The organism is Leptothrix mechoopdaensis (SeqCode) (assembly GCF_053893855.1).
On the sequence record NZ_CM132699.1, the window covers coordinates 2,725,257 to 2,746,049 of the forward strand.

General features: G+C 71.7%; 16 protein-coding genes. 10 read left to right on the top strand and 6 right to left on the bottom strand.

The window, feature by feature from the left end; all coding sequences use genetic code 11:
- Positions 1–70 precede the first annotated feature (70 nt).
- Positions 71–1,930, top strand: coding sequence for a dihydroxy-acid dehydratase (gene ilvD / locus ACWA7K_RS11885; protein WP_456161617.1), 1,860 nt, complete (start codon positions 71–73; stop codon positions 1,928–1,930).
- A gap of 4 nt (positions 1,931–1,934) precedes the next feature.
- On the opposite strand, the gene ACWA7K_RS11890 is transcribed toward ilvD, so the two are convergent.
- Genes ACWA7K_RS11890 through ACWA7K_RS11900 form a run of 3 tightly spaced genes read right to left on the bottom strand, consistent with a single transcriptional unit; the run spans position 1,935 to position 5,640 of the window.
- On the bottom strand, positions 1,935–2,315 hold the full coding sequence (locus ACWA7K_RS11890) for a c-type cytochrome (RefSeq protein ID WP_456161618.1): 381 nt from the start codon (positions 2,313–2,315) through the stop codon (positions 1,935–1,937).
- A gap of 23 nt (positions 2,316–2,338) precedes the next feature.
- The gene (locus ACWA7K_RS11895) at positions 2,339–3,652 is read right to left on the bottom strand and encodes a hypothetical protein (RefSeq protein ID WP_456161619.1); all 1,314 of its coding nucleotides are present in this window, start codon (positions 3,650–3,652) and stop codon (positions 2,339–2,341) included.
- Complete coding sequence (locus ACWA7K_RS11900) at positions 3,649–5,640, bottom strand: aminotransferase class V-fold PLP-dependent enzyme (RefSeq protein WP_456161620.1); 1,992 nt, start codon at positions 5,638–5,640, stop codon at positions 3,649–3,651. The genes ACWA7K_RS11895 and ACWA7K_RS11900 overlap by 4 nt, the downstream gene beginning before the upstream one ends.
- Before the next feature lie 113 nt (positions 5,641–5,753).
- Here ACWA7K_RS11900 and ACWA7K_RS11905 point away from each other — a divergent pair, with 113 nt between their 5' ends.
- From ACWA7K_RS11905 to ACWA7K_RS11935, 7 genes are all read left to right on the top strand, one after another.
- Complete coding sequence (locus ACWA7K_RS11905) at positions 5,754–6,476, top strand: response regulator (RefSeq protein WP_456210117.1); 723 nt, start codon at positions 5,754–5,756, stop codon at positions 6,474–6,476.
- Positions 6,469–8,379 (top strand): ATP-binding protein, encoded by a 1,911-nt coding sequence (locus ACWA7K_RS11910; RefSeq protein ID WP_456161622.1) that lies wholly within the window; start codon positions 6,469–6,471, stop codon positions 8,377–8,379. The genes ACWA7K_RS11905 and ACWA7K_RS11910 overlap by 8 nt, the downstream gene beginning before the upstream one ends.
- Positions 8,380–8,528: 149 nt before the next feature.
- Positions 8,529–9,728 (top strand): FIST N-terminal domain-containing protein, encoded by a 1,200-nt coding sequence (locus ACWA7K_RS11915; protein ID WP_456161623.1) that lies wholly within the window; start codon positions 8,529–8,531, stop codon positions 9,726–9,728.
- Positions 9,721–10,824 carry a diguanylate cyclase gene (locus ACWA7K_RS11920; protein ID WP_456161624.1) on the top strand — a complete coding sequence of 368 codons (1,104 nt, stop codon included), beginning with the start codon at positions 9,721–9,723 and terminating at the stop codon, positions 10,822–10,824. The genes ACWA7K_RS11915 and ACWA7K_RS11920 overlap by 8 nt, the downstream gene beginning before the upstream one ends.
- A 136-nt stretch (positions 10,825–10,960) precedes the next feature.
- Positions 10,961–11,800 carry an N-acetylmuramoyl-L-alanine amidase gene (locus ACWA7K_RS11925; protein WP_456161625.1) on the top strand — a complete coding sequence of 280 codons (840 nt, stop codon included), beginning with the start codon at positions 10,961–10,963 and terminating at the stop codon, positions 11,798–11,800.
- A gap of 131 nt (positions 11,801–11,931) precedes the next feature.
- Positions 11,932–12,963: a caspase family protein gene (locus ACWA7K_RS11930; RefSeq protein WP_456161626.1), complete on the top strand. Its 1,032-nt coding sequence runs from the start codon at positions 11,932–11,934 to the stop codon at positions 12,961–12,963.
- Between the two features lie 25 nt (positions 12,964–12,988).
- Positions 12,989–14,824 carry a hypothetical protein gene (locus ACWA7K_RS11935; protein ID WP_456161627.1) on the top strand — a complete coding sequence of 612 codons (1,836 nt, stop codon included), beginning with the start codon at positions 12,989–12,991 and terminating at the stop codon, positions 14,822–14,824.
- A gap of 37 nt (positions 14,825–14,861) precedes the next feature.
- Here ACWA7K_RS11935 and ACWA7K_RS11940 read toward each other — a convergent pair whose 3' ends face one another.
- Positions 14,862–15,665: an SDR family oxidoreductase gene (locus ACWA7K_RS11940; protein ID WP_456161628.1), complete on the bottom strand. Its 804-nt coding sequence runs from the start codon at positions 15,663–15,665 to the stop codon at positions 14,862–14,864.
- A 93-nt stretch (positions 15,666–15,758) separates the two neighbouring features.
- Between ACWA7K_RS11940 and ACWA7K_RS11945 the strand changes: the two genes are divergently transcribed.
- Together ACWA7K_RS11945 and ACWA7K_RS11950 are read left to right on the top strand one after the other, a co-directional pair.
- Positions 15,759–16,688, top strand: a complete 930-nt coding sequence (locus ACWA7K_RS11945; protein WP_456161629.1) for an alpha/beta fold hydrolase — start codon at positions 15,759–15,761, stop codon at positions 16,686–16,688.
- Positions 16,689–16,723: 35 nt separating this feature from the next.
- Positions 16,724–18,583: an EAL domain-containing protein gene (locus tag ACWA7K_RS11950; RefSeq protein ID WP_456161630.1), complete on the top strand. Its 1,860-nt coding sequence runs from the start codon at positions 16,724–16,726 to the stop codon at positions 18,581–18,583.
- 475 nt (positions 18,584–19,058) lie between these two features.
- Here the strand turns inward: ACWA7K_RS11950 and ACWA7K_RS11955 are convergent, their stop codons facing one another.
- Together ACWA7K_RS11955 and ACWA7K_RS11960 are read right to left on the bottom strand one after the other, a co-directional pair.
- Positions 19,059–19,679: a YbhB/YbcL family Raf kinase inhibitor-like protein gene (locus ACWA7K_RS11955; RefSeq protein WP_456161631.1), complete on the bottom strand. Its 621-nt coding sequence runs from the start codon at positions 19,677–19,679 to the stop codon at positions 19,059–19,061.
- A 93-nt stretch (positions 19,680–19,772) separates the two neighbouring features.
- Positions 19,773–20,732, bottom strand: coding sequence for a helix-turn-helix domain-containing protein (locus tag ACWA7K_RS11960; protein ID WP_456161632.1), 960 nt, complete (start codon positions 20,730–20,732; stop codon positions 19,773–19,775).
- Positions 20,733–20,793 lie beyond the last annotated feature (61 nt).

The following is a 20,793-nucleotide window of genomic DNA, read 5'->3' on the forward strand; positions in this document are numbered from 1 at the left end:
CCTTGGCGAGAATGCGCGCCGCACCGTCTCCAGCCAGACCCAACCCAGCCCCCGACCAAAGGTAAACCCGATGCCCGCCTACCGCTCCAAGACCTCCACCGCCGGCCGCAACATGGCGGGCGCGCGCTCGCTGTGGCGCGCCACCGGCATGAAGGACGACGACTTCAGCAAGCCGATCATCGCGATCGCCAACAGCTTCACCCAGTTCGTGCCGGGCCACGTCCACCTGAAGGACCTGGGCCAGCTGGTGGCGCGCGAGATCGAGTCGGTCGGCGGCGTCGCCAAGGAGTTCAACACCATCGCCGTCGACGACGGCATCGCGATGGGTCACGACGGCATGCTGTATTCGCTGCCCAGCCGCGACATCATTGCCGACTCGGTCGAGTACATGGTCAACGCCCACTGCGCCGACGCGCTGGTGTGCATCTCCAACTGCGACAAGATCACCCCCGGGATGCTGATGGCCGCGATGCGCCTGAACATCCCCGTCGTGTTCGTCTCCGGCGGCCCGATGGAAGCCGGCAAGGTGCGCCTGGCGGTGCCGGGCACGCAGACGGTCCAGATCAAGAAGCTCGACCTGATCGACGCGATGGTCATGGCCGCCGACAGCAAGGTCAGCGACGCCGACCTGGCCGAGGTCGAGCGTTCGGCCTGCCCGACCTGCGGCTCCTGCTCGGGCATGTTCACCGCCAACTCGATGAACTGCCTGACCGAGGCGCTCGGCCTGTCGCTGCCGGGCAATGGCACCGTGCTGGCCACCCACTCGGACCGCGAGGCGCTGTTCAAGCGCGCCGGCCGCCTGGCTGTCGACCTCTGCAAGCGCTACTACGAGCAGGACGACGCCAGCATCCTGCCGCGCTCGATCGGCAAGAAGGCCTTCGAGAACGCGATGACGCTGGACATCGCGATGGGCGGCTCGACCAACACCATCCTGCACATCCTGGCCGCCGCGCAGGAAGCCGGCATCGCCTTCGACATGGCCGACATCGACCGCCTGTCGCGCGACGTCCCGCAGCTGTGCAAGGTCGCCCCCAACACGAACAAGTACCACATCGAGGACGTGCACCGCGCCGGCGGGATCATGGCGATCCTGGGCGAGCTGGACCGCGCCGGCAAGCTGCACACCGACGTGCCCACCGTGCACGCGCCGACGATGAAGGACGCGCTGGACGCCTGGGACATCGCCCGCAACCCGTCCGAAGAGGTCCAGACCTTCTACAAGGCCGGCCCGGCCGGCATCCCGACGCAGGTCGCCTTCAGCCAGTCGACCCGCTGGCCGAGCCTGGACACCGACCGCGCCGAAGGCTGCATCCGCTCCTATGAACACGCCTTCTCGAAGGAAGGCGGCCTGGCCGTGCTGCGCGGCAACATCGCGCTGGACGGCTGCGTCGTCAAGACCGCCGGCGTCGACGACAGCCTGCTGGTGTTCGAGGGCCCGGCCCATGTGGTCGAAAGCCAGGACGAGGCCGTCGAGCACGTGCTGAACGACCAGGTCAAGGCCGGCGACGTGGTGGTCGTGCGCTACGAGGGCCCCAAGGGCGGCCCCGGCATGCAGGAGATGCTCTACCCGACCAGCTACATCAAGTCCAAGGGCCTGGGCAAGGCCTGCGCGCTGCTGACCGACGGCCGCTTCTCGGGCGGCACCTCGGGCCTGTCGATCGGCCACTGCTCGCCCGAAGCGGCGGCTGGTGGCGCGATCGGCCTGGTGCGCAACGGCGACCGGATCCGCATCGACATCCCGAACCGCTCCATCGACGTGCTGCTGAGCGACGAGGAACTCGCCCGTCGCCGCGCCGAGCAGGACGCCCTGGGCTGGAAGCCCGCGCAGCCGCGTCCGCGCAAGGTCTCGGCCGCCCTGAAGGCCTACGCCCTGCTGGCCACCAGCGCCGACAAGGGCGCCGTGCGCGACCTGTCGCTGCTGGGGGACTGAGGCCTCACTCGGCCCGCAGGCCGGCGAGGTAGTCGACGATGGCCCGGCGGCGGGCCTCGTCCTTCAGCCCGGGAAAGCTCATGCGCGTCCCGGGCACCAGCGACACCGGGGCCAGCAGGAATCGCCCGAGCGTGTCCTCGTCCCAGCGCACGGCGGCCTGCTTCATGGCCTCCGAGTAGTCGTAGCCCGGCGCAGTGCCCGAGAGACGGCCGACCACGCCCAGCAGCGCCGGCCCGATGCGGTGGCCGGCGTTGGACGAATGGCACGGGCCGCAGGCGCTGTGAAACGCCCTGGCCCCGTCCTGTGAAGGTTCGGGGGCGGCAGCCGACACGAAAGCGGGCGCGCCTGCCAGCGCCAGCGCGGTGCAGCCCCGCACGAGGGACATCAGGCCATGAGTCGCGTGGTGCATCACAGGGCCCAGAGGAAGTAGACGAACAGCGTGTCGTGGTCGGCAGCCTGGCCGGCCTCGCCATCGAAGACGGTGTGGTGCGTGAGCGTGGCACCGACCCGCGTGCGCATGCCCGCGTGCCACGGCGGTGGCGGGAAGAACGGGTTGATGACGTAGGCGTCGAGCTGCACGCCGGCCGTGTCGGGCCGGCCGCTGGCGGTGGTCCAGAACCCGGGGGCGGCCGGGCCGGTGCGGCGGAAGTGGCCCAGTGTCACGGCCTTGTCCTTGCCGTGCAGCCAGGTCGCCGACGCCTTGAGGCTGTCGAACCGGATCGTCGAATCCGCCTGCGTGTCGACGTGCCAGTCCTCGCGCTGTCCCGACAGCCGCAAGGTGCCCTCGTGCGGGCCGTGCGCCTCGTGCCACAGCAGATCGAGCCCCAGCACCCGCACGCGTGCACCGCCAGCTTCCGAGCCACCGGGCGAGTCCAGCCGCGTCGACAGGGCGCTGCCGCCGACGCTCCAGGACCCGGAGGGCAGGCGCATCTCGCGCGCCACCCGCCCCAGGGCCGCCGTGCCGACGATGCGGCGCTGCAGGTCCGGCTCGATGCCCAGCAGGTCCTGCGTCGGCCGGGGGATGCCGCCATAGGCCCCGAGTTCCGCATACCAGGCATCGTCGACGAAGCCGTAGACGCTCGCACCGGCGGCGCGCTGGACCAGCGGCCCTTCGAGCAGCGGCTGATGTTTCGGCACCGGCCCGGCCGTCGTGCGGGCGTAAGGCCAGGACCGGGCTGGCGACGCGTTCCACGGGTCGTGGAAACCGGGGTTGTTGTTCACGGCGATGCCGTACACCAGGTCATGCCCGCCCAGCGCCGTGCTGTCGGCCGCGCGCACGTCGACGTTGCCCAGCCGCAGACGCTCGGCCTGCGGGCTGTAGACCAGCTCGGCGTAGGCCCCCACGTGCGCCGTCAAGGCACCGCCGCTGATGAGCTTGGCGCGCTGCAGCAGCACGTTGTCGTTGCGGCCGAGGTGCGGCCCCAGGTCAGCCCGGTCACGGGCGATGTGGGTGGCGCCCAATTCCAGGTAGCCCGACAGGGGCACGCCCGGCGTGCCACCGGTCATCGTGTAGCCGCCGAGCATGAATTGCCGGCCGAAGGGCGTGAGTTCCGGTGGCGAGGTGTGGCAGGCCGCGCAGGGCTGGCCGGTCTGGCGGGCGAACAGCGGCGTGGCGGCGGCCATCGGGGCCGTCAGCGCCAGCAGCATGGACATGACCATGCCGCCGGCCAGGGCCGTTGCCAGCGTCTCGACCCGCGCTGCCAGTGCGTTGCGGCGCCTCATGCGTCGACCTGATCGAGGCGGAAGCTGGCGCGCAGGTCGGGCTGGTGGTCGCACGCCCTGTATTCACCGGTCGCCGGGTCCTGGACATATCGGCCCGTCTGACCGCCACGCGCGATCACCGCCAGCGCATCGGCGAAGGCATCCACGTCGGCCAGCGTGTTGTACAGGCCGAAGCTGATGCGCACCATGCCGGGCACCTGGCGGTGATCGCCCTGCAGCAGCTCCGTGCGAACCTTGCGGGCAGCGGCGGCATCGAGCCTGAGCAGCTCCAGCAGGTAGGGATGCGCGCAGAAGCAGCCGTGCCGCACGGCAATCGCGAACTCGGTCGACAGGATCGCGGCGACCAGGCCGTGCGGCACCTGATCGACGTTGAAGGCGATGACACCCAGTCGACCGGCCGCCGAGGCCGGGTCGGCCTGACCGTAGACGCGCACGTTCGGCAGTGCCGCCATCCGGGTCAGCGCGTGGGCCGTCAAGGCCGCCTCGTGACGGGCCAGCCGATCCATCCCGTGACGTGACAGGGTCTGAAGGGCCGCCGCCAGCGCCACGGCGCCCACCACGTTGGGCGTGCCGGCCTCGTCGCGATCCGGTGCGGCCGCCCAGGCCACCTCGTCCGGCGAGACGAACAGCACCGTGCCGCCACCACATTGATCCGGCGCACCGCGCTCGAAGGTGTCCCGACGGCCGATCAGCACGCCGGTGCCGAAGGGCGCATACATCTTGTGTCCGGAGATGGCGAGGTAGTCGAGGTGCGCCGGATCCGACAGCGGCCGCATGTCGATCGCACGGTGCGGGGCCAGCTGGGCGCCGTCGACCAGGATGCGTGCGCCGGCCGCGTGGGCCCGGGCCGCGATGCGGTGGATGTCGGGCAGGTGGCCGGTGACGTTCGATCCGCCGGTGATCGCGACCAGCCGGACCCGCCCGGCGTGCGCGTCCAGCAGCGCCTGCAGATGCGACTCGTCCAGCCCGCCGTGTTCATCCGCACGGATGCGAAGGACCTGCGCGCGGGCACGCCACGGCAGGTCGTTGCTGTGGTGCTCCAGCTGCGAGACGAGCACGATGTCGTCGAAGCCGAGATCGAGCCGGGCGGCCAGCTTGTTGATGGCCTCGGTCGTGTTCTTGACGAAGATCGCGACATGCGCATGGGGGTCGGCACCGACGAAATCGAGCACCACCTGGCGGGCATCCTCATAGGCCAGCGACGCCACCTGGCTCTTGTGGCCGGCACCGCGGTGCACCGACGAATACCAGTCCATGAAGCGACGGACCGTCGCCATGACCTCCAGCAGCACGGGCGTGCTGGCCGCGTTGTCGAGGTTCACGGCGCGCCGGAAAGTCCCGTCCAGGACCGGCACCTGACGGTGCTGGCCGACCACCAGCGGCGCGTCGACGAGCGTCTCGGACGTCTCGGGCGCCTCGGATGTCCCGGGCCGCGCCGGCCACTCGCACGCGCCGTGGGCGCAGATCTCGTAGGCGGGATCCTTGCGCGTCCAGCCACGACGCACCAGCAGGCCATGCAGCTCGCAGCCGATGCACAGGCCCAGCACGGCCTCCAGCCACATCAGCACCAGGCAGATCAGGCAGATCGTCATCGGCACGGCGCCCCGCACGCCGGCCTGCGTGACGAGCACCATGGCGGAGGCCATCGCGAGGCCCAGCGTCCAGGCAAAGCGCTTGGGCGTCGCGGACGCCCATTCCGGTGGCTTGCGCCGCATCAGCCAGCGGGCGACCTGGCGCACGGGGCTGTGCTGGAAGCCGAACCACACGCGGACCAGGAACTCGATGAAGAGTCCGGCGCTGATCACCTGCATGGGCCCGTAGGCCCTGACGACGAAGGCGCTGACGAACGCGTAGGCCGCCAGCACCATCGTCACGCCCGCTGCGGCGCGGACCTCGTGTTCATTGAAGACACCCGCTCGCAGCGGCTTGCCGTCGACGCCCAGTCCGAAGATGGACTGGCCGTAACGCGGATTCAGTGTGTGGGTCATGACTTCTCCTTCGGCCCATTGTTCTGAGGCCGTCCGAGCCGGTCCATAAGCCGTTTGGACTAGCCGGGAGACGGGTGATCGCGATAGTCCAAACGTGCTATCGACTCACCTCGGTGCCGCTTCGAGACTCGGCCGGATCGACCGTCAAGGCCTTCCTGCCCTCCTCGCGCCTGCACACCATGCCAATCAACCTGCCCGTCACCCTCGCCCGGCGCCTCGTCCTGCTGGTCGATGACCACGGGCTGTTCCGCGCCGGCCTGAAGCTGCTGCTCGAGCGCCATCCCGCCCTCAACCTGCAGGTGCTCGAAGCCGGCTCGATCGACGAGGCGGTGTCGCTGCTGCGGCTGGAGTCGTCGATCGAACTCGTGCTGCTGGACATCCGGCTGCCGGGCCTGAGTGGCCTGGCGGGCCTGCAGCAGATCCGCCAGGCCCATCCGGCCGCGCGGGTCGCGATGCTGTCAGGAGAGATCAGCCCGCCGATCATTGACGAGGCCCTGAGCCGGGGCGCCGACGGCTTCATCCCGAAGTCATCGCGTCCGGAGGTGGTCCACGCGGCGGTGGCGGCCCTGCTGGAGGGCCGACGCCACTTCCCGATGGTCGAGGGGACCGGCTCGGCCGGCACCCACACGGACAACCTGCGGCTGACGCCGCGACAGCTGGAGGTGCTCCGGCTGCTGGCCGAGGGCCTGACCAACAAGGTGATCGCCCGCCGCCTGGGCCTGTCGGAGAACACCGTCCGGGTCCATGTGGCGGCCACGCTGTCCTGGTTCGGCTGCAGCACCCGGATGGAGGCCGTCCACCTGGCACGACAACGCGGCATCCACTTCGATGTCTGAGCGCCGGCCGGACGACCTGACCGCTGCCGTCAGGGGTGGCTGGCGCCAGATCCGCGACCTGATGTGGCCCGGGCCGGCCACCCCGGACGAACGGCGTGAACAGGTCGCGCTGGTCCGCAGCAACTTCACGATCGCGCTGGCCTGCGCCTGTGGCGGCGCCTGGGTCCTGCTGATCGCGCTGGACCGGCATGGCTCGACCCGCCACTGGATCTGGGGCCTGGCCTACACGCTCTACACGGTCGTGATCGCGCTGCGGGTGCGGGCCTGGGATCACGACGGCGCGCCTGACACCGATCGGCGGGTCCGCTGGCTGCTGCTGCTGATGGCGGGACTGGGCAGCTTCTGGGCCGTCCTCTTCAGCGCCTTGATGACAGCCGGCGAACAGCCGCCCATCCTGGCCGCCGCGCTGATGGTCACCAGCGTCCAGGCCGGTGCCCTGGCGTTCACGGCACCGCTGCTGCGCGTCAACCTGGCCTTCACCTGGCCCACGCTCGGGGCGGCCGGCATCACCTCGACCTGGCAGTTGATCGAAGGCCGGACCGACCCGCTCTTCCCCACCACGATGGCCTGGGGACTGCCGATCTACGTGCTGGCCAACTGGTACTTCGCGGCCAACGCGTATCGCTCGACGCTGCAGGGCATCCGGCTGCGGTTCGAGCGGCAGGACCTGATCCATCAGCTCGCGCACGAGCACCGGCTGTCCGACCAGGCCCGCCGTCAGGCCGAGGACGCCGATCGAGCCAAGAGTGTCTTCCTGGCCGCCGCCAGCCACGACCTGCGCCAGCCGATCCATGCGCTCGGGCTCTACCTCAGCGCGCTGGAGCGGGACGGCCTGGGGGAGCGGCAGCTGCGCACGCTCGAGGGTGTCGACCATGCGCTGGCGGCCAGCCGCGAACTGCTCGATGACCTGCTCGACTACTCGCGCATCGAGGCCGGCGTGGTCCATGCCCGGATGATCCCGATGGGCCTGCAGCACCTGCTGTTCCGGCTGATCGAGGAATACGGCCAGCAGGCCGACCAGCGTGCCCTGGTGCTGCGACTGCGCGACACGCCGGCACAGGTCATGGCCGATCCGATCCTGATCGAGCGCATCGTCCGCAACCTGCTGAGCAACGCCCTGCGCTACACCGCGCGTGGGGGCGTCCTGGTGGCCGTGCGCCGCAGGCTCGGCCGCCCGGGCGGATCGGCAACACCGCCTGGCACGGCAGGCTGGACGATCGAGGTCTGGGACACCGGCGCGGGCATCGGGGCCGCCGATCGCGACGACATCTTCCGGCAGTTCTACCAGCTCGGCCTGCAGGCCCACGACCACCGCAAGGGGCTGGGCCTCGGGCTGGCCATCGTCAAGGGCCTCTGCGAGGCGATGGGCGCGCAGGTCAGCCTGGCCTCGCGCCCGGGACGTGGCAGCGTCTTCCGCGTCCACCTGCTGGCCGCGCCGGCGGGCAGCGAACGCCGGCTGCTGGCGCAGGCGCACCATGCCGCGTCGACCGCCGCGAAGGACCCGCGTTCTCACCGGCTCGCGCGGGACTTGCGCGTGCTGCTGATCGACGACGACGACCAGGTGCGCGCCGCGCTGGTCCTGGCCATCCTTCGCGCCGGGTGGCAGCCGCGCAGTGCCGCGACGATCGACGCCGCCCTGGAGGCGGTGGCCGGCTGGCACCCGCACATCATCGTCTCGGACTACCGGCTCGGCGAGGCACGCCACGGTGGCGACGCGGTGCGGCTGCTGCGCGAACGCCTGGCCGACCCGTTGCTGCCGGCCCTGATCGTCACCGCCGACACCGCACCGGACCGCCTGCGCGATGCCCAGCGCGAACGCGCCGTGCTGCTGCACAAGCCGCTGTCGGCCGCAGCGCTGATCGACGCGATCGATCGCAACACGGTCGGCTGGTTCAGCGCCTGAACCCACCTGAACACGGGGAAGGGTCTACCCCAGGCGCCCGGGTCGGCATGACTCGGATCAAATCCGCCTATGAATCCGGATGCCAAAGTGCGGTCGCTCCAGACGAGACATGACCGATGCGCACGTCCGGATCCCGCAGGACGACGGACGTGTCACAGACCCCCCACTCGCCAGAGGCGCCCGGCGCCGACGAGGCGACCCGGCTGAAGCCGGGCATCCGCCTCGGACATGTCGCGGCCACCGATGCCGCCGAGGCGGTCCGGCTGTTCCATGCCGAGGTGGCGCAGCCCGACGCCGCCCTGGTGCTGTTCTCGTGCACGCCCGACCTCGACACGGCCGTCGTGGCCGCCGAGATGGCGCGCCGCTTCGGCGACACGCTCGTGGTCGGCTGCACCAGCGCCGGCGAGTTCGGCCCGCTGGGCTACGCCACCGGCACCCTGGCCGGCTTCAGCCTGCCGGCCGCGGATTTCTCGGTCGTCAGCCGCTGCCTGGAGCCGCTGGCCGCGTTCGAGCCGGTGCACGGTCGCCTGGCGGTGCAGGAGATGCTGCAGGCGCTGGAGCGGGACGACCCGCACGGCCTGGCCGCCGAACCCGGTTTCGCGCTGCTGCTGGTCGACGGGCTCTCGGGCGCCGAGGAACGCCTGACGCGCATGCTGCAGACCGCCCTGGGGAGCATCCCGCTGGTCGGCGGTTCGGCCGCGGACGGACGGGCATATGGCCGCACCGAGATCTGCGCCGGCGGCCGGTTCGCGTCCGACCGCGCGGTGCTGCTGCTGGTGCGCAGCCGCTGGCCGGTGCAGGCGGTGATGACGCAGCACTTCATGCCCGGAGACCGGCGCGCCGTGGTGACCTCGGCCGACGCGCCCAACCGCATCGTCCACGAGATCGACGGCCTGCCGGCCGCGCAGGCCTATGCGCAGCTGGTCGACGTGCCGGTGGAGGCGCTGGACTCGGCCCGCTTCGCCGCCGCGCCGGTGGCCGTGATGATCGGCGGCCTGACCCACATGCGCTCGATCAGCAAGGCCCTGCCCGGCGGCAGCCTGAAGTTCCATTGCGCGATCGACGAGGGCATCGTGCTGCGCGTGACCCGCAGCGTCGACCTGCTGGGCAAGCTCGAACGCAGCTTCGAGACGCTGGCCGAGCGCCTGGGCGGCCTGCAGCTGGTGATCGGCTTCGACTGCATCCTGCGGCGCCTCGAGATCGAGCAGACCGACCTGGCCGACGGCGTCGGCGAGCTGATGCGGCGCCACCGCGTGGTCGGCTTCAACACCTACGGCGAACAGTTCCGCGGCGTGCATGTCAACCAGACCTTCACCGGCGTGGCGATCGGCGGGGCCGGCCATGCCTGACGATGCAGAGAGCCTGCGGGCCGAGAACCGGCGCCTGCACAGGATCATCGAGGTGCTGATGGACCGGGCCGAGCGGGCCACGGACATCCAGGGCAACGAGTTCAGCCTGTTCGAGACCGCCGTCATGCTCGACGAGCAGGTGCGCCAGCGCACCGCCGACCTGGAGGCCGCGCTGCGCGAGAACGAGCGCATCAACCGGGCGCTGCGCGAATCGGAGTCGCGCTACCGCACGGTGGTCGACCAGTCGCTGGTGGGCATCGCGCTGATCGACGGCGGGCGCTTCGTCTTCACCAATCCCCGCTTCGACGAGATCTTCGGCTACAGCGCCGAGGAGATCCTCGCGAAGGGCCCTTACGACCTGGCCCTGCCGGACGACCATGCCCTGATCGACGCGCAGTTCCAGCGTCGCCTGAGCGGCGAGACCGACCGCGTCCACTACCAGCTGCGCTGTCGCCACAAGGACGGCCATCCGCTGGTCGTCGAGATCCACGGCAGCCTGATGGAAAGCGGCGGCCGGCGCGTGCTGGTCAGCATCGTGCAGGACATCACCGAGCGCACCCGCGCCGAACACGAGGTCCAGGTGCTGCAGGAACGCCTGCGCGAGCAGTCGCTGCGCGACCCGCTGACAGGCCTGTACAACCGCCGCCACCTCGACGCCGCCCTGCCGCAGGCGCTGGCCCAGGCGCGCAAGGCCGGCCAGCCGGTCAGCCTGCTGATGGGCGACCTGGACCACTTCAAGCGCATCAACGACGTGCACGGTCACCCGGCCGGCGACGAGGTGCTGCGCCGCGTCGCCGCCTTGCTGCGCCGGCATGCCCGCAGCAGCGACATCGCCGGGCGGTATGGCGGCGAGGAGTTCCTGCTGATCCTGCCGGGCCTGGCCAAGGCCGATGCCGGTCAGCGCGCGCGCCAGCTGATCGAGGCCATCGCGGCGCTGCTGCTGCCGATCGACGGCCAGACGATCCGCCTGACCTCGTCGATCGGCGTCGCGGCCAGCCCGGACGATGGTGACGACGCCGAGGCGCTGATCGCCGCCGCCGATGCGGCGCTGTACGCGGCCAAGCATGGCGGCCGCAACCGGGTCGAGATGGCTTGAGGCGGCAGACCGGCCACGACCGGACCCGAATTGCGAATTCCGTCTCGCCGCAAGAGGCCTCGTCCACCATCCGATGCTGGCGCGTGGCCCGCGCGGCAGCGCAAGATCGGGCCCCTTCACGGACAGGAGGCCGGACATGCTGCGGATCGACAACCACAGGCTCGTCGGCGAGGGCTGCACGTACAGGGCCACGCCCAACATCGGCGGCCCGCTCAGCCCGCGCTATCTGGTGATGCACTACACGGCTGGGCGCTCGCTGGAGAGCTCGGTCACGTCGCTGTGTACCCAGAAACCCAGCGGCAATGCCTCGGCGCACGTGGTGCTGGGCCGCGACGGCCGGATCGTCCAGCTCGCGCCGTTCAACGTCGTGACCTGGCATGCCGGCCTCAGCGCCTGGAACGGGCTGACCGGCCTGAACACGGCCAGCATCGGCATCGAGATGGACAACGCCGGCGCGCTCGACAAGGTCGGCGACCGCTACGTCGCCTGGTTCGGCGAGGCCTACCCCGACAGCGAGGTCCGCGTCGCCGCCCATCGCCACGGCGGTCCGGTGCGCGGCTGGCATGCCTACACGGCCGCGCAGATCCAGCGCGCGACCGAGCTGGCCGAGCTGCTGGTGTCGACCTACCGGCTGGAGGACGTGCTGGGCCACGAGGACATCGCGCCCGGCCGCAAGACCGATCCGGGGCCGGCCTTCCCGCTGGCCTCCGTGCGCGCCCACGCGCTGGGCCGCGAGGACGACACGCTGCCGCGCCGCTGGGTCGACGCGACCTCGCTGAACATCCGCACCGCGCCGGACGCGCAGGCACCGGCGGTGGCGCCGCCGCTCAAGCGCGGCACCGAACTGCTGCTGCTCGAAGCCGGCAGCCGCTGGAGCCGCGTCGAGGTGGCCGGCCCGACCGACCTGGAAGGCTGGGTCAACAACAGCTTCCTGGCCGACCACGCACCGCCGGGCAAGACACCCCGTGCGCGCTGAAACCTCCTGATACGGCTGCGCACTGGACAGCGCCCGAAGCGGTGCGCTGTACTCCGACGCCGTCCGGCACGAGGTCGAGGAAACCGCCGCACGCACCCATGACACGACATCCAGAAACGACAGGAGCAGACATGGCACAGGAACAGGTCCCCGCCAAGACGGCGGTTGCGAAAAAGGCCGTTGCGAAGAAGGCCGTTGCGAAGAAGGCGGTCGCCAAGAAGGCCGCCGCGAAGAAGGCCCCCGGCAAGGCGACGACCACGGCGGCGCGCAAGCCGGTCGGCCTGTCGCTGCACATCGGCCTGAACTCGGTCAGCCCGAAGCATTACGGCGGCTGGACCGGTGACCTGGTGGCCTGCGAGGCCGATGCCCGCGACATGGCCGCCGTCGCGACGTCGCGCGGCATCAAGCCGACCCTGCTGCTGACCAAGACCGCCACGCGCGCCCGGGTGCTCGCCGCGATCGACCTGGCCGCCCGGACCCTGGTCGCCGGCGACTACTTCCTGCTGACCTTCTCCGGCCACGGCGGTCAGGTCGACGACGTCAGCAACGAGGAAGACGACAAGCTCGACGAGACCTGGTGCCTCTATGACGCACAGCTGATCGACGACGAGACCTACGTCGCGCTGAGCCGCTTCGCGGCCGGCGTGCGCATCCTCGTGCTGACCGACAGCTGCCACAGCGGCACCTCCGTGCGCGCCGCCCCGCCGATCCCGGGCCTGAGCCCGCTCGGCCCGCGTCCGCGCCAGATGCCCACCGCCATCGCGCGGCGCACCTATGCGGCCCACAAGGACTTCTACGACAAGCTGCAGCGCGGCATCGCCCGCACGGCGGCCGGCCGGGCCGCCAGCGCCGATCCGGATGCCGTGCTGGCCGGCCTGACGATCTCCCCCACCAGCACGCGCCTGCCCGGCATCGTCAGCGCCTTCAAGGCCTCGGTGGTGCTGATCTCGGGCTGCCAGGACAACCAGACCTCGATGGACGGCGACCACAACGGCGCCTTCACCGAACAGGTCCTGAAGGTCTGGAACGGCGGCAAGTTCAAGGGCAACCACCGGCTGTTCCACAGCCGCGTGCGCGCCGGCCTGCCGCCGACGCAGTCGCCCAACCTGTACACCCTGGGCCCGGCCGCGACGCTGCTGGCGCAGGACCCGTTCACGCCCTGATGGACGCCCGCACGTCCCGCCGCCCATGTCCCTGCATGCGCCGATCTGCCTGAGCCACCGCGGCGACGCCGGCGAGCGCGCCGCCCGGCGCCTGCAGGCGGGGCTGCGCGAGCTGTTCGGCGAACCGGTCGTCGATCTGGTCGGGCTGACCGAGGACGAGGTGCCCGCCCAGCTCGGCCCCGGCAGCGTGCTGCTGGTGCTGCTGACGCCCGACTACGCCGACCTGCCGGCCGACCCGGATGCCGACGGCGTCGGCCGACCCGCCGAACCCGTGCGACAGCACCTGCTGGCCGCCCAGAACACCCGCGCCCACCTGCAGGTGCTGCGGATCGACCAGACCGCGCCGCTGATGGCGCACGGCCTTCCGCCCGACCTGGTGACGCTGGCCGCGCAGCCATCCCTGCCGCTGCGCCACGACCACTGGGGCGCCGACCTGGCCGCGCTGGCCGCCGAGCTGGTCACGCTGGGTTTCCTGCCCGATGAACGCGAGGCGCCGCTGCTGGCCGGCCCGTCCGCGCCGGGTGGCCGGCGACATCCGTGGCGCCAGCTGGCCACGGTCGGCGCGCTGGCGCTGGTGCTGGCCGGCGCCGTCCACCTCGGGCTGGAGGCGCTGGACGAGCGCGAGGCCCAGGTCCAGATGACGCTGGCGCAGCAGGCCCAGTTCTCCGTCACGCCCGACCTGGTCGTCGCCCGGCAGGCCTGGGAGAAGGCCCTGCAGGCCCGTCCCGACATCGGCCTGGCCCATTTCCAGCTCGCCCAGCTGCTGCTGCGCCAGCATGAGACCGCCCTGGCGCGCAGCCACCTGTCGGCCGCCCTGCGCGACCACGACGGCCTGCCGCTCGCACGTCGTCAGGAGGCCCTGCGGCTGCTGGCCGTGCTGTCCGACGACGACGAGCCCGGCGCGATCGACCGGCCGATCGACCGGCTGGCGGTCGAGGCCACAGCACCGGCAGCGGCGCTGGCCGACGGCGGGCTGGAGATCCCGGCCGAGCCGACGGCGGCCGGCACCCGTCCCGCCAACCGGCCCGGCGCCAAGGCCACGCGCGACATCGAGGCCGTCGCCGCCCAGGCCGAACGGGCGGCGCTGGCGGCCCTGCGGCCGCAGCCGTCCACCGACCTGCTCTACGGCGCCGACGCCCCGCCGCTGGCGCTGCTGGCCAGCCGGATCGCGCCGACCTCGGAACTGCAACGCGAGCTGGCGCAGCGGCTGGACGCGCTCTACGCGGCCGACCCGCAGGTGCGCTGGAGCGCCGCGAGCGAGCTGGAGGTCGCCAGCCAGCTGCATTCCGACCTGCTGCCGCTCGCGGTCGACCGTGCCGAAGCCAACCTGCTGCACCGCGCCGGCACCGCCGCCGTCACCGATGCCGCCCGCGCCACGCTCGACCTGCTGGTCGACGCCAGCCCGCTGACGCTGGCACTGCACCGCCAGGCCGTGCTGCGCTTCGTCGACGTCGTCGCGATGCTCGGCCCGGCCATGCGCCAGCAGGGCGAACAGGTGCGCGAGCGCATCACCGGCTACACCCGCCTGCCGCAGCCGGTCGTCTACATCCAGCTGGCCGACGAGTCACAGCGCGCGCTGGCGATGCGCCTGGCCACCCGGCTGGCCGACGCCGGCTGGCGCGTGCCCGAGTTCGCGCTGGTCGGCGACCAGGCCCCGAGCCGCACGGAGGTCCGCAGCCAGGGCACCAGCCACCAGGGCCTGGCCCGCTGGATGCGCCGCCTCGCCAGCGACCAGATCGGGCAGACCGCCGATCTCGTCAATCTGCGCCAAGCCCGGCCGGCCGGCGATGTCTACGAACTCTGGCTCGACCGCGACCTGTGCCGCGCGGGTGGACGGGTGGTGAACGGTTGTCCGGGGTGAGGCTTCGAAGGGGAGCCCAAATCCCCCCCACCCCCCTTCACCGCCCCCCCGCCACATCCATCACCGCCCCCGTCACATACGAAGCCGCCGGCGACAGCAGCCAGACGATGGCCTGGGCGATCTCGTCGGCCGTGCCGGGGCGCTGCATCGGGACCTGCGGAGCCAGGCGCCAGGCGCGGTCGGGCTGGCCGCCGCTGGCGTGGATCTCCGTGTCGATGATCCCGGGGCGGACCGCGTTGACGCGCACGCCCTCGTCGGCGACCTCGCGCGACAGGCCGATCGTCCAGGTGTCGAGCGCCGCCTTGGTCGCCGCGTAGTCGACGTACTGGCCGGACGAGCCCAGCCGCGCCGCGACGGACGACACGTTGACGATCGCACCGCCCTTGCCACCGCCTGACCGCCGGCTCAGGCGCCGCACCGCCTCGCGCGAGACGTACATCGCGCCGAGCAGGTTGATGCCGACCATGCGGCGCAGGCGCTCGCCGCTCATCTCGTCGCAACGCTGCGCGCGGTCGACCACGCCGGCGTTGTTGACCAGGCCGCGCCAGGCCAGCCCTTCGGCGTCGGCCCAGGCGTCGATCGCGGCGAAGGTGGCCAGCACCTGGTCCTCGTCGGCCACGTCCAGCCGCCAGGCCCGGGCGCGCACGCCCAGGCCCTGCAGTTGCGCGACGACCGCGTCGGCCGCCGCCGCATCGCTGGCGTAGGTCAGGGCGATCTGCCAGCCGGCCGCAGCCGCCAGCCGGGCGGTCGCCGCCCCGATGCCGCGGCTGCCGCCGGTGACCAGCAACAGCGGGGCGCGACCGTCGTCGTCAGGCGTGGGGGTGAGGATCGAGGGGGTCATGGGCGTCCGGTGCAGGTTGAACTCGCTCGGGTTATTGTTCAACGTTGTCCGGTTCAACGTTGTTCGGCGCATCGCCCAGCCCCAGGAGTCCCGATGTCCGGTCTGCACACCGCCTGGTTCGAAGGCTTCCAGCCCCAGCAGTTCGAGGTCGACGGCCTGCGGCTGTTCGCCCGCATCGGCGGTCGTTCGATCGACGACGAGTCCGCGCCGGTCCTGCTGCTGCTGCACGGCTTCCCGCAGAGCCACGCGATGTGGCACCGCGTCGCGATGCGGCTGGCGCCGCACTTCCGCCTCGTGCTGCCGGACCTGCGCGGCTACGGCGACTCGGACAAGCCGCCCGGCGCGCCCGACCACGCCAACTACAGCAAGCGCGCGATGGCGGCCGACCTGGTCGCGCTGATGGCCTCGCTCGGGCACCGGCGCTTCCACGTCTGCGGCCACGACCGCGGCGCGCGGGTGGCGCACCGGCTGGCGCTGGATCACCCCGAGCGCGTCGAGCGCCTGTGCGTCATCGACATCGTGCCGACGCTGACGATGTACGAACGCACCGACATGGCCTTCGCCTCGGCCTACTACCACTGGTTCCACCTGATCCAGCCGGCACCGCTGCCCGAACGGATGATCGGCGGCAACGCCAGCTACTACCTGCACGCCAAGCTCGGCGGCTGGGGCGCCGGCGGGCTGGACCACATCGAGCCGCCGGCCCTGCTGGACTACGAACGCTGCTTCTGCAACGCCGCCGGCATCCACGCCGCATGCGAGGACTACCGCGCCGCCGCCAGCATCGACCTGGTCCACGACCGGGTCTCGCGCAGTGCCGGCCAGCAGGTCGCCGCCCCGCTGCACGTGCTGTGGGGCGAGCGTGGCGTGGTGCATCGCCTGTTCGATCCGATCGCCGACTGGCAGGCCGCCTGCAGCGGTCCGGTCAGCGGGCAGGCCCTGCCGGCCGGCCACTTCATTCCCGAAGAATTGCCCGAGGAATGCGCCCTTTCCATGAGCCGTTTTTTCCTGGGTGAGTGCTAGCATCGTTTGGGTTTCCCCGGGGAGGATCGAAGGCCATGAAGACCCTGCGCATCGTGATCCTCGACGACGGTGGCGACGCGCCACCGGGCCTGCGCAGCGGCCAGCTGCCCGGCATCGACCTGCGGCAGCTCGAAGGCCTCAGCGGCCACGATGTCGCCGCGCTGCTGCGCGAGCACTCGATGCCGGCGCCCTTCGTCGACACCAACCTCGACAGCCTCGGCGGCCCGCCCACCGACTTCGCCCACAGCGACCTCGAACAGGAACTGCGCAGCGCGCTGCAGACCCAGCACGGACAGCCGGTCGCCCTGCTGCTGGGCCACGCGGAACACGGTCCCGACAGCCCCTTGCAAGCGGCGGGCGGCGGCCTGCCCTTCGAGCGCCTCAACGCCAGCCTGATGCGCGCGCTGCGGCGCCATGAACTCGAAGCGGCGCTGGCCGAGTCCGACAGCCGCCTGCGCCGCATGGGCCTGGCCGACCGCCAGACCGGCCTGCCCAGCCGCGAGCTGTTCCTCGACCGGCTGGAACAGGCGACCGCCTCGGTCATGCGCGGCGGCAATGCCTTCGCGACGCTGGTGATCGGCTTCGAATGGCCGCAAGGCAGCACCGACACGCTCAGCCCGGCCGGTGCCGATGCGTTGATCGAAGCCCTGGCGCGCCGCCTGCAGCGGCTCGGCCGGCGCTCGGACAGCTACGCCCGCATCGGCGGCCACACCTTCGCCGCGCTCCTGCTGGGCAACAACAGCGTCGCCGGATCGACCGCGATGGCGCACAAGATCACCGAACAGCTGGCCCGCCCGGTGATGGCCGACGGCCGCTCGCTGGACCCGAAGGTGCGCGTGGGCATCGCCCTGTGTCCGCAGCACGGCACCGACGCGCGCAGCGTCATGCTGCATGCCCAGGCCGCGATGGAGCAGGCCCAGCACAGCCGCCGCGAGGTGGCGGTCTACGACGCCCGACTCGGCCTGCGCGCCGGCAGCGGCCATGCGCCGACCGCGCTGCGCGCCGATGCCGTGCGCCCGCCGCCGACCGAGGAAGCGCTGGCCGCGCAGTTCGCGCTGGCGCTTGAACACGACGAACTGGGCCTGGTCTTCCAGCCGGTCGTCAACCTGCACCCCGGCGCCGACGGCAGCCTCGACTGGACGCTGCGCCGGCTGGAGGCGCTGACGCGCTGGCACAGCGCCAGCTGGGGTCCGATCGCGCCGTCGACCTTCATCCCGATCGCCGAACACCACGCGCTGATCGCGCAGCTGACCGACCGCATGCTCGACCGCGCCTTGCGCACGGCGACACCGTGGCGCGAACAGGGCCTGGTGCCGGCGCTGTCGATCAACGTGTCGGCCCGCCTGCTGGAGGATCCGGACCTGCCCGAACGCCTGCAGGCCTTGCTGCAGGCCCACCAGTGGCCGGCCGATGCGCTGATGCTGGAACTGCCCGCGACTTCGCTGTCTCAGCCCGGCGAGGTGGCTCAGGGCGTGATCCAGCGGCTCGACCGCATGGGGCTGCGGCTGATCGTCGACGACCTCGGCAGCGGCCTGTCGGCCTACCTGTCGCTGGCCGAACTGGGTGCGTTCGCGGAACTCAAGGTCGACCTGCGCAGCCTCGGCCGCTCACCGGGCCATGCCGCGCCGGCACCGTCACCGGAACGCCTGCACAGCGGACTGGGCGGCCACGCACCGGACCGCGGTGCGGCGGTGCTGAGCTCGCTGCTGACACTGGGGGCAGGCCTCGGCGCCCAGGTCGTCGTCACCGGCGTCGAGGACGCCGAGACCGCCGCCTGGCTGCTGAAGGTCGGCTGCCACGCCGCCCAGGGCTACGCCTGGAGCCGCCCGCTGCCGCCCGAACAGGTCAAGGGCTGGTGCGCCGCCCAGGCGGCGACGCGCGGGCTGAAGCACTGAAAGTGCGTCGCCGGAGGGCGACGTGGAATGAACCCCTCACCCTACCCTCTCCCGCAAGGGGAGAGGGAGTCTTGCCCCGTCGTGATCGGTGTTATTACGATGGCTCATTCGATGAGCCAGTCACGCCGACTCGCCAACGCGACATCCCTGCAACCGCGTCCTCCCTCTCCCCTTGCGGGAGAGGGACCGAGGGTGAGGGGTTTCCCGCCAGGCGCACCAGCCCGCCGTCCAGCAAGTGCGTCGCCGGAGGGCGACGGGGAATGAACCCCTCACCCTACCCTCTACCGCAAGGGGAGAGGGAGTCTTGCCACGTCGTGATCGGTGTTGTTGACGATGGCTCATTCGATGAGCCAGTCACGCCGACTTGTCAGCGCGACGCCCCTGCAACCGCGTCCTCCCTCTCCCCTTGCGGGAGAGGGACCGAGGGTGAGGGGTCTCCCGCCAGGCCCGACAAGGTCACGCCCGGCGTCCCAACTCAGCGGCCGTAGGTTGCCGTGAACGTCGCCTTGCCCAGCAGCTTGTCGCCCAGGCCCTTGTTCAGCACGAACGACATCAGCGAGGCGGTGCCGGTGCGGGGGACGCCTGCAGCGGCGACGACGTCTTCCACGGCCAGCGCGTACAGCGTGAAGTTATAGCGGTGCGGCTTGTCGCCGACCGGCGGGCAGGGGCCGCCCCAGTTGCCGTTGGCGCCGGTCGCGCCGGTGTCCTGGAAGTCGGTGGTGCCGCCGAAGGCCGCGCCGGGCAGCTTGGTGGCGCCGTTGCCGGCGCCGCGCGGCAGGCCGGTGGCGCTGGCGGGGATGTTGTAGACGGTCCAGTGCCAGAAGCCCGCGCCGGTCGGTGCATCCGGGTCATGGACCTGCAGCGACAGCGACTTCGTGCCGGCCGGCAGGTTGCGCCAGACCAGGGCCGGCGAGACGTTGGTGCCCTGGCAGCCGAAGGCGCCGAGCACGTAGTCGTTGCTGAAGGTGCCCGAGGCGAGGTCCGGACTTTCCAGCGTGAAGGCGCCTTGGGCGGCGGCCGGCAGCGTGGCGGCAGACAGGCCGAGGGCCAGGGCGGCGGCCGGCAGGCTGCGAGCGAGGAGCTTCTTCGTTTTCATCGGGATCCCTTTCGTGTCAGCGCCGGGCCGAGTGCCGCACCTGCGGCCCTTCGTCCAGTCCGGCGGGCGGCCATGATGCACGTTTTCGCACTTTCAGGCTGCCAGCGCGGCCGGCTGCAGATGGGCGCTGCGCCACTGCCCCGGCGTCTCGCCGAAGTGGCGGCGGAAGCTCTGGATGAAGTAGCCCGGCGTCGCGTAGCCGCAGGCCCAGGCGATCTCCTTGATCGCCATGTCGGTGTCGGACAGCAGCCGCGCGGCGCGTTCCATGCGTTGGCGGTTGATGTAGGCGACGAGGTGTTCGCCGCTGGCCTGGCGGAAGCGGTGCGACAGGTAGTCGGCGCTGACGCCGCTCTGCTCGGCCAGCCGGCGCACGCTCAGCGCGTGGTCGCCGAGCTGGTTCTGGATCAGCACGCGCAGCCGGGCGATGGCCGTCGGCTCGGCGCGCGCGGCCGGCACGCCAGCCTCGTCGATCACGCGGCGGGCGCAGGCCAGTGCGGCGATGACGAGCGCACGCACCTGCCAGTCGTCGGCATCGGGCACCTCGGCGGCCGCGCCGAGCCAGTCCAGCAGCCGGGCGGCGTGGCCGTGCTGGCGCGAGTCGAGGTAGAGGATGCCGGGCGCGCCCGGCGCGTGTTCATGCGCCAGGTGGCAGGTCAGCACGCTGCCGTCGGCATAGAGCACGACGTTGCTGAACGGCTCGCCGTCGTCACCCGGGCGGACCTGTTCGTGATGCAGAAGCCGCGCCGGCATCAGCAGCGCCTCGCCGGGGCCGACGGTCACCGGGCCGCCCGGCAGGCCGAAACGGGTCCAGCCCGAGACCTGCAGGAACAGCTCGGGCGCGAGGTGGAAATGGCCCTCGCCGCGCGCCACGCCGGACGCACCGGCAGAGGCCGGCCGGTGCAGCGGCCAGCCGCCGCGGCCGAGCCCGTCGGCGAAGGTGTCGAGCTGCTCGCGCAGGCGGCGGGCCAGGGCCGCCTCCAGTTCTGGCGGGCGATCGACCGGGTCGGTGAAGGGCGCCGGGCAGTCGGGGCGGTGATCCAGGATTTTTGACATCGATCGCAGTTTTCTGGCTTCGCTTGCGCTTGAGAGGGGCGGCCTGGCGAATCTATCCTGC

What these genes read in the sequence shown, in the direction of transcription:
- ilvD (WP_456161617.1), top strand. Translation starts at nt 71, where the DNA reads ATGCCCGCCTACCGCTCCAAGACCTCCACCGCCGGCCGCAACATGGCG.
- ACWA7K_RS11890 (WP_456161618.1), bottom strand. Translation starts at nt 2,315, where the DNA reads ATGTCCCTCGTGCGGGGCTGCACCGCGCTGGCGCTGGCAGGCGCGCCC.
- ACWA7K_RS11895 (WP_456161619.1), bottom strand. Translation starts at nt 3,652, where the DNA reads ATGAGGCGCCGCAACGCACTGGCAGCGCGGGTCGAGACGCTGGCAACG.
- ACWA7K_RS11900 (WP_456161620.1), bottom strand. Translation starts at nt 5,640, where the DNA reads ATGACCCACACACTGAATCCGCGTTACGGCCAGTCCATCTTCGGACTG.
- ACWA7K_RS11910 (WP_456161622.1), top strand. Translation starts at nt 6,469, where the DNA reads ATGTCTGAGCGCCGGCCGGACGACCTGACCGCTGCCGTCAGGGGTGGC.
- ACWA7K_RS11920 (WP_456161624.1), top strand. Translation starts at nt 9,721, where the DNA reads ATGCCTGACGATGCAGAGAGCCTGCGGGCCGAGAACCGGCGCCTGCAC.
- ACWA7K_RS11925 (WP_456161625.1), top strand. Translation starts at nt 10,961, where the DNA reads ATGCTGCGGATCGACAACCACAGGCTCGTCGGCGAGGGCTGCACGTAC.
- ACWA7K_RS11930 (WP_456161626.1), top strand. Translation starts at nt 11,932, where the DNA reads ATGGCACAGGAACAGGTCCCCGCCAAGACGGCGGTTGCGAAAAAGGCC.
- ACWA7K_RS11935 (WP_456161627.1), top strand. Translation starts at nt 12,989, where the DNA reads ATGTCCCTGCATGCGCCGATCTGCCTGAGCCACCGCGGCGACGCCGGC.
- ACWA7K_RS11940 (WP_456161628.1), bottom strand. Translation starts at nt 15,665, where the DNA reads ATGACCCCCTCGATCCTCACCCCCACGCCTGACGACGACGGTCGCGCC.
- ACWA7K_RS11945 (WP_456161629.1), top strand. Translation starts at nt 15,759, where the DNA reads ATGTCCGGTCTGCACACCGCCTGGTTCGAAGGCTTCCAGCCCCAGCAG.
- ACWA7K_RS11950 (WP_456161630.1), top strand. Translation starts at nt 16,724, where the DNA reads ATGAAGACCCTGCGCATCGTGATCCTCGACGACGGTGGCGACGCGCCA.
- ACWA7K_RS11955 (WP_456161631.1), bottom strand. Translation starts at nt 19,679, where the DNA reads ATGAAAACGAAGAAGCTCCTCGCTCGCAGCCTGCCGGCCGCCGCCCTG.
- ACWA7K_RS11960 (WP_456161632.1), bottom strand. Translation starts at nt 20,732, where the DNA reads ATGTCAAAAATCCTGGATCACCGCCCCGACTGCCCGGCGCCCTTCACC.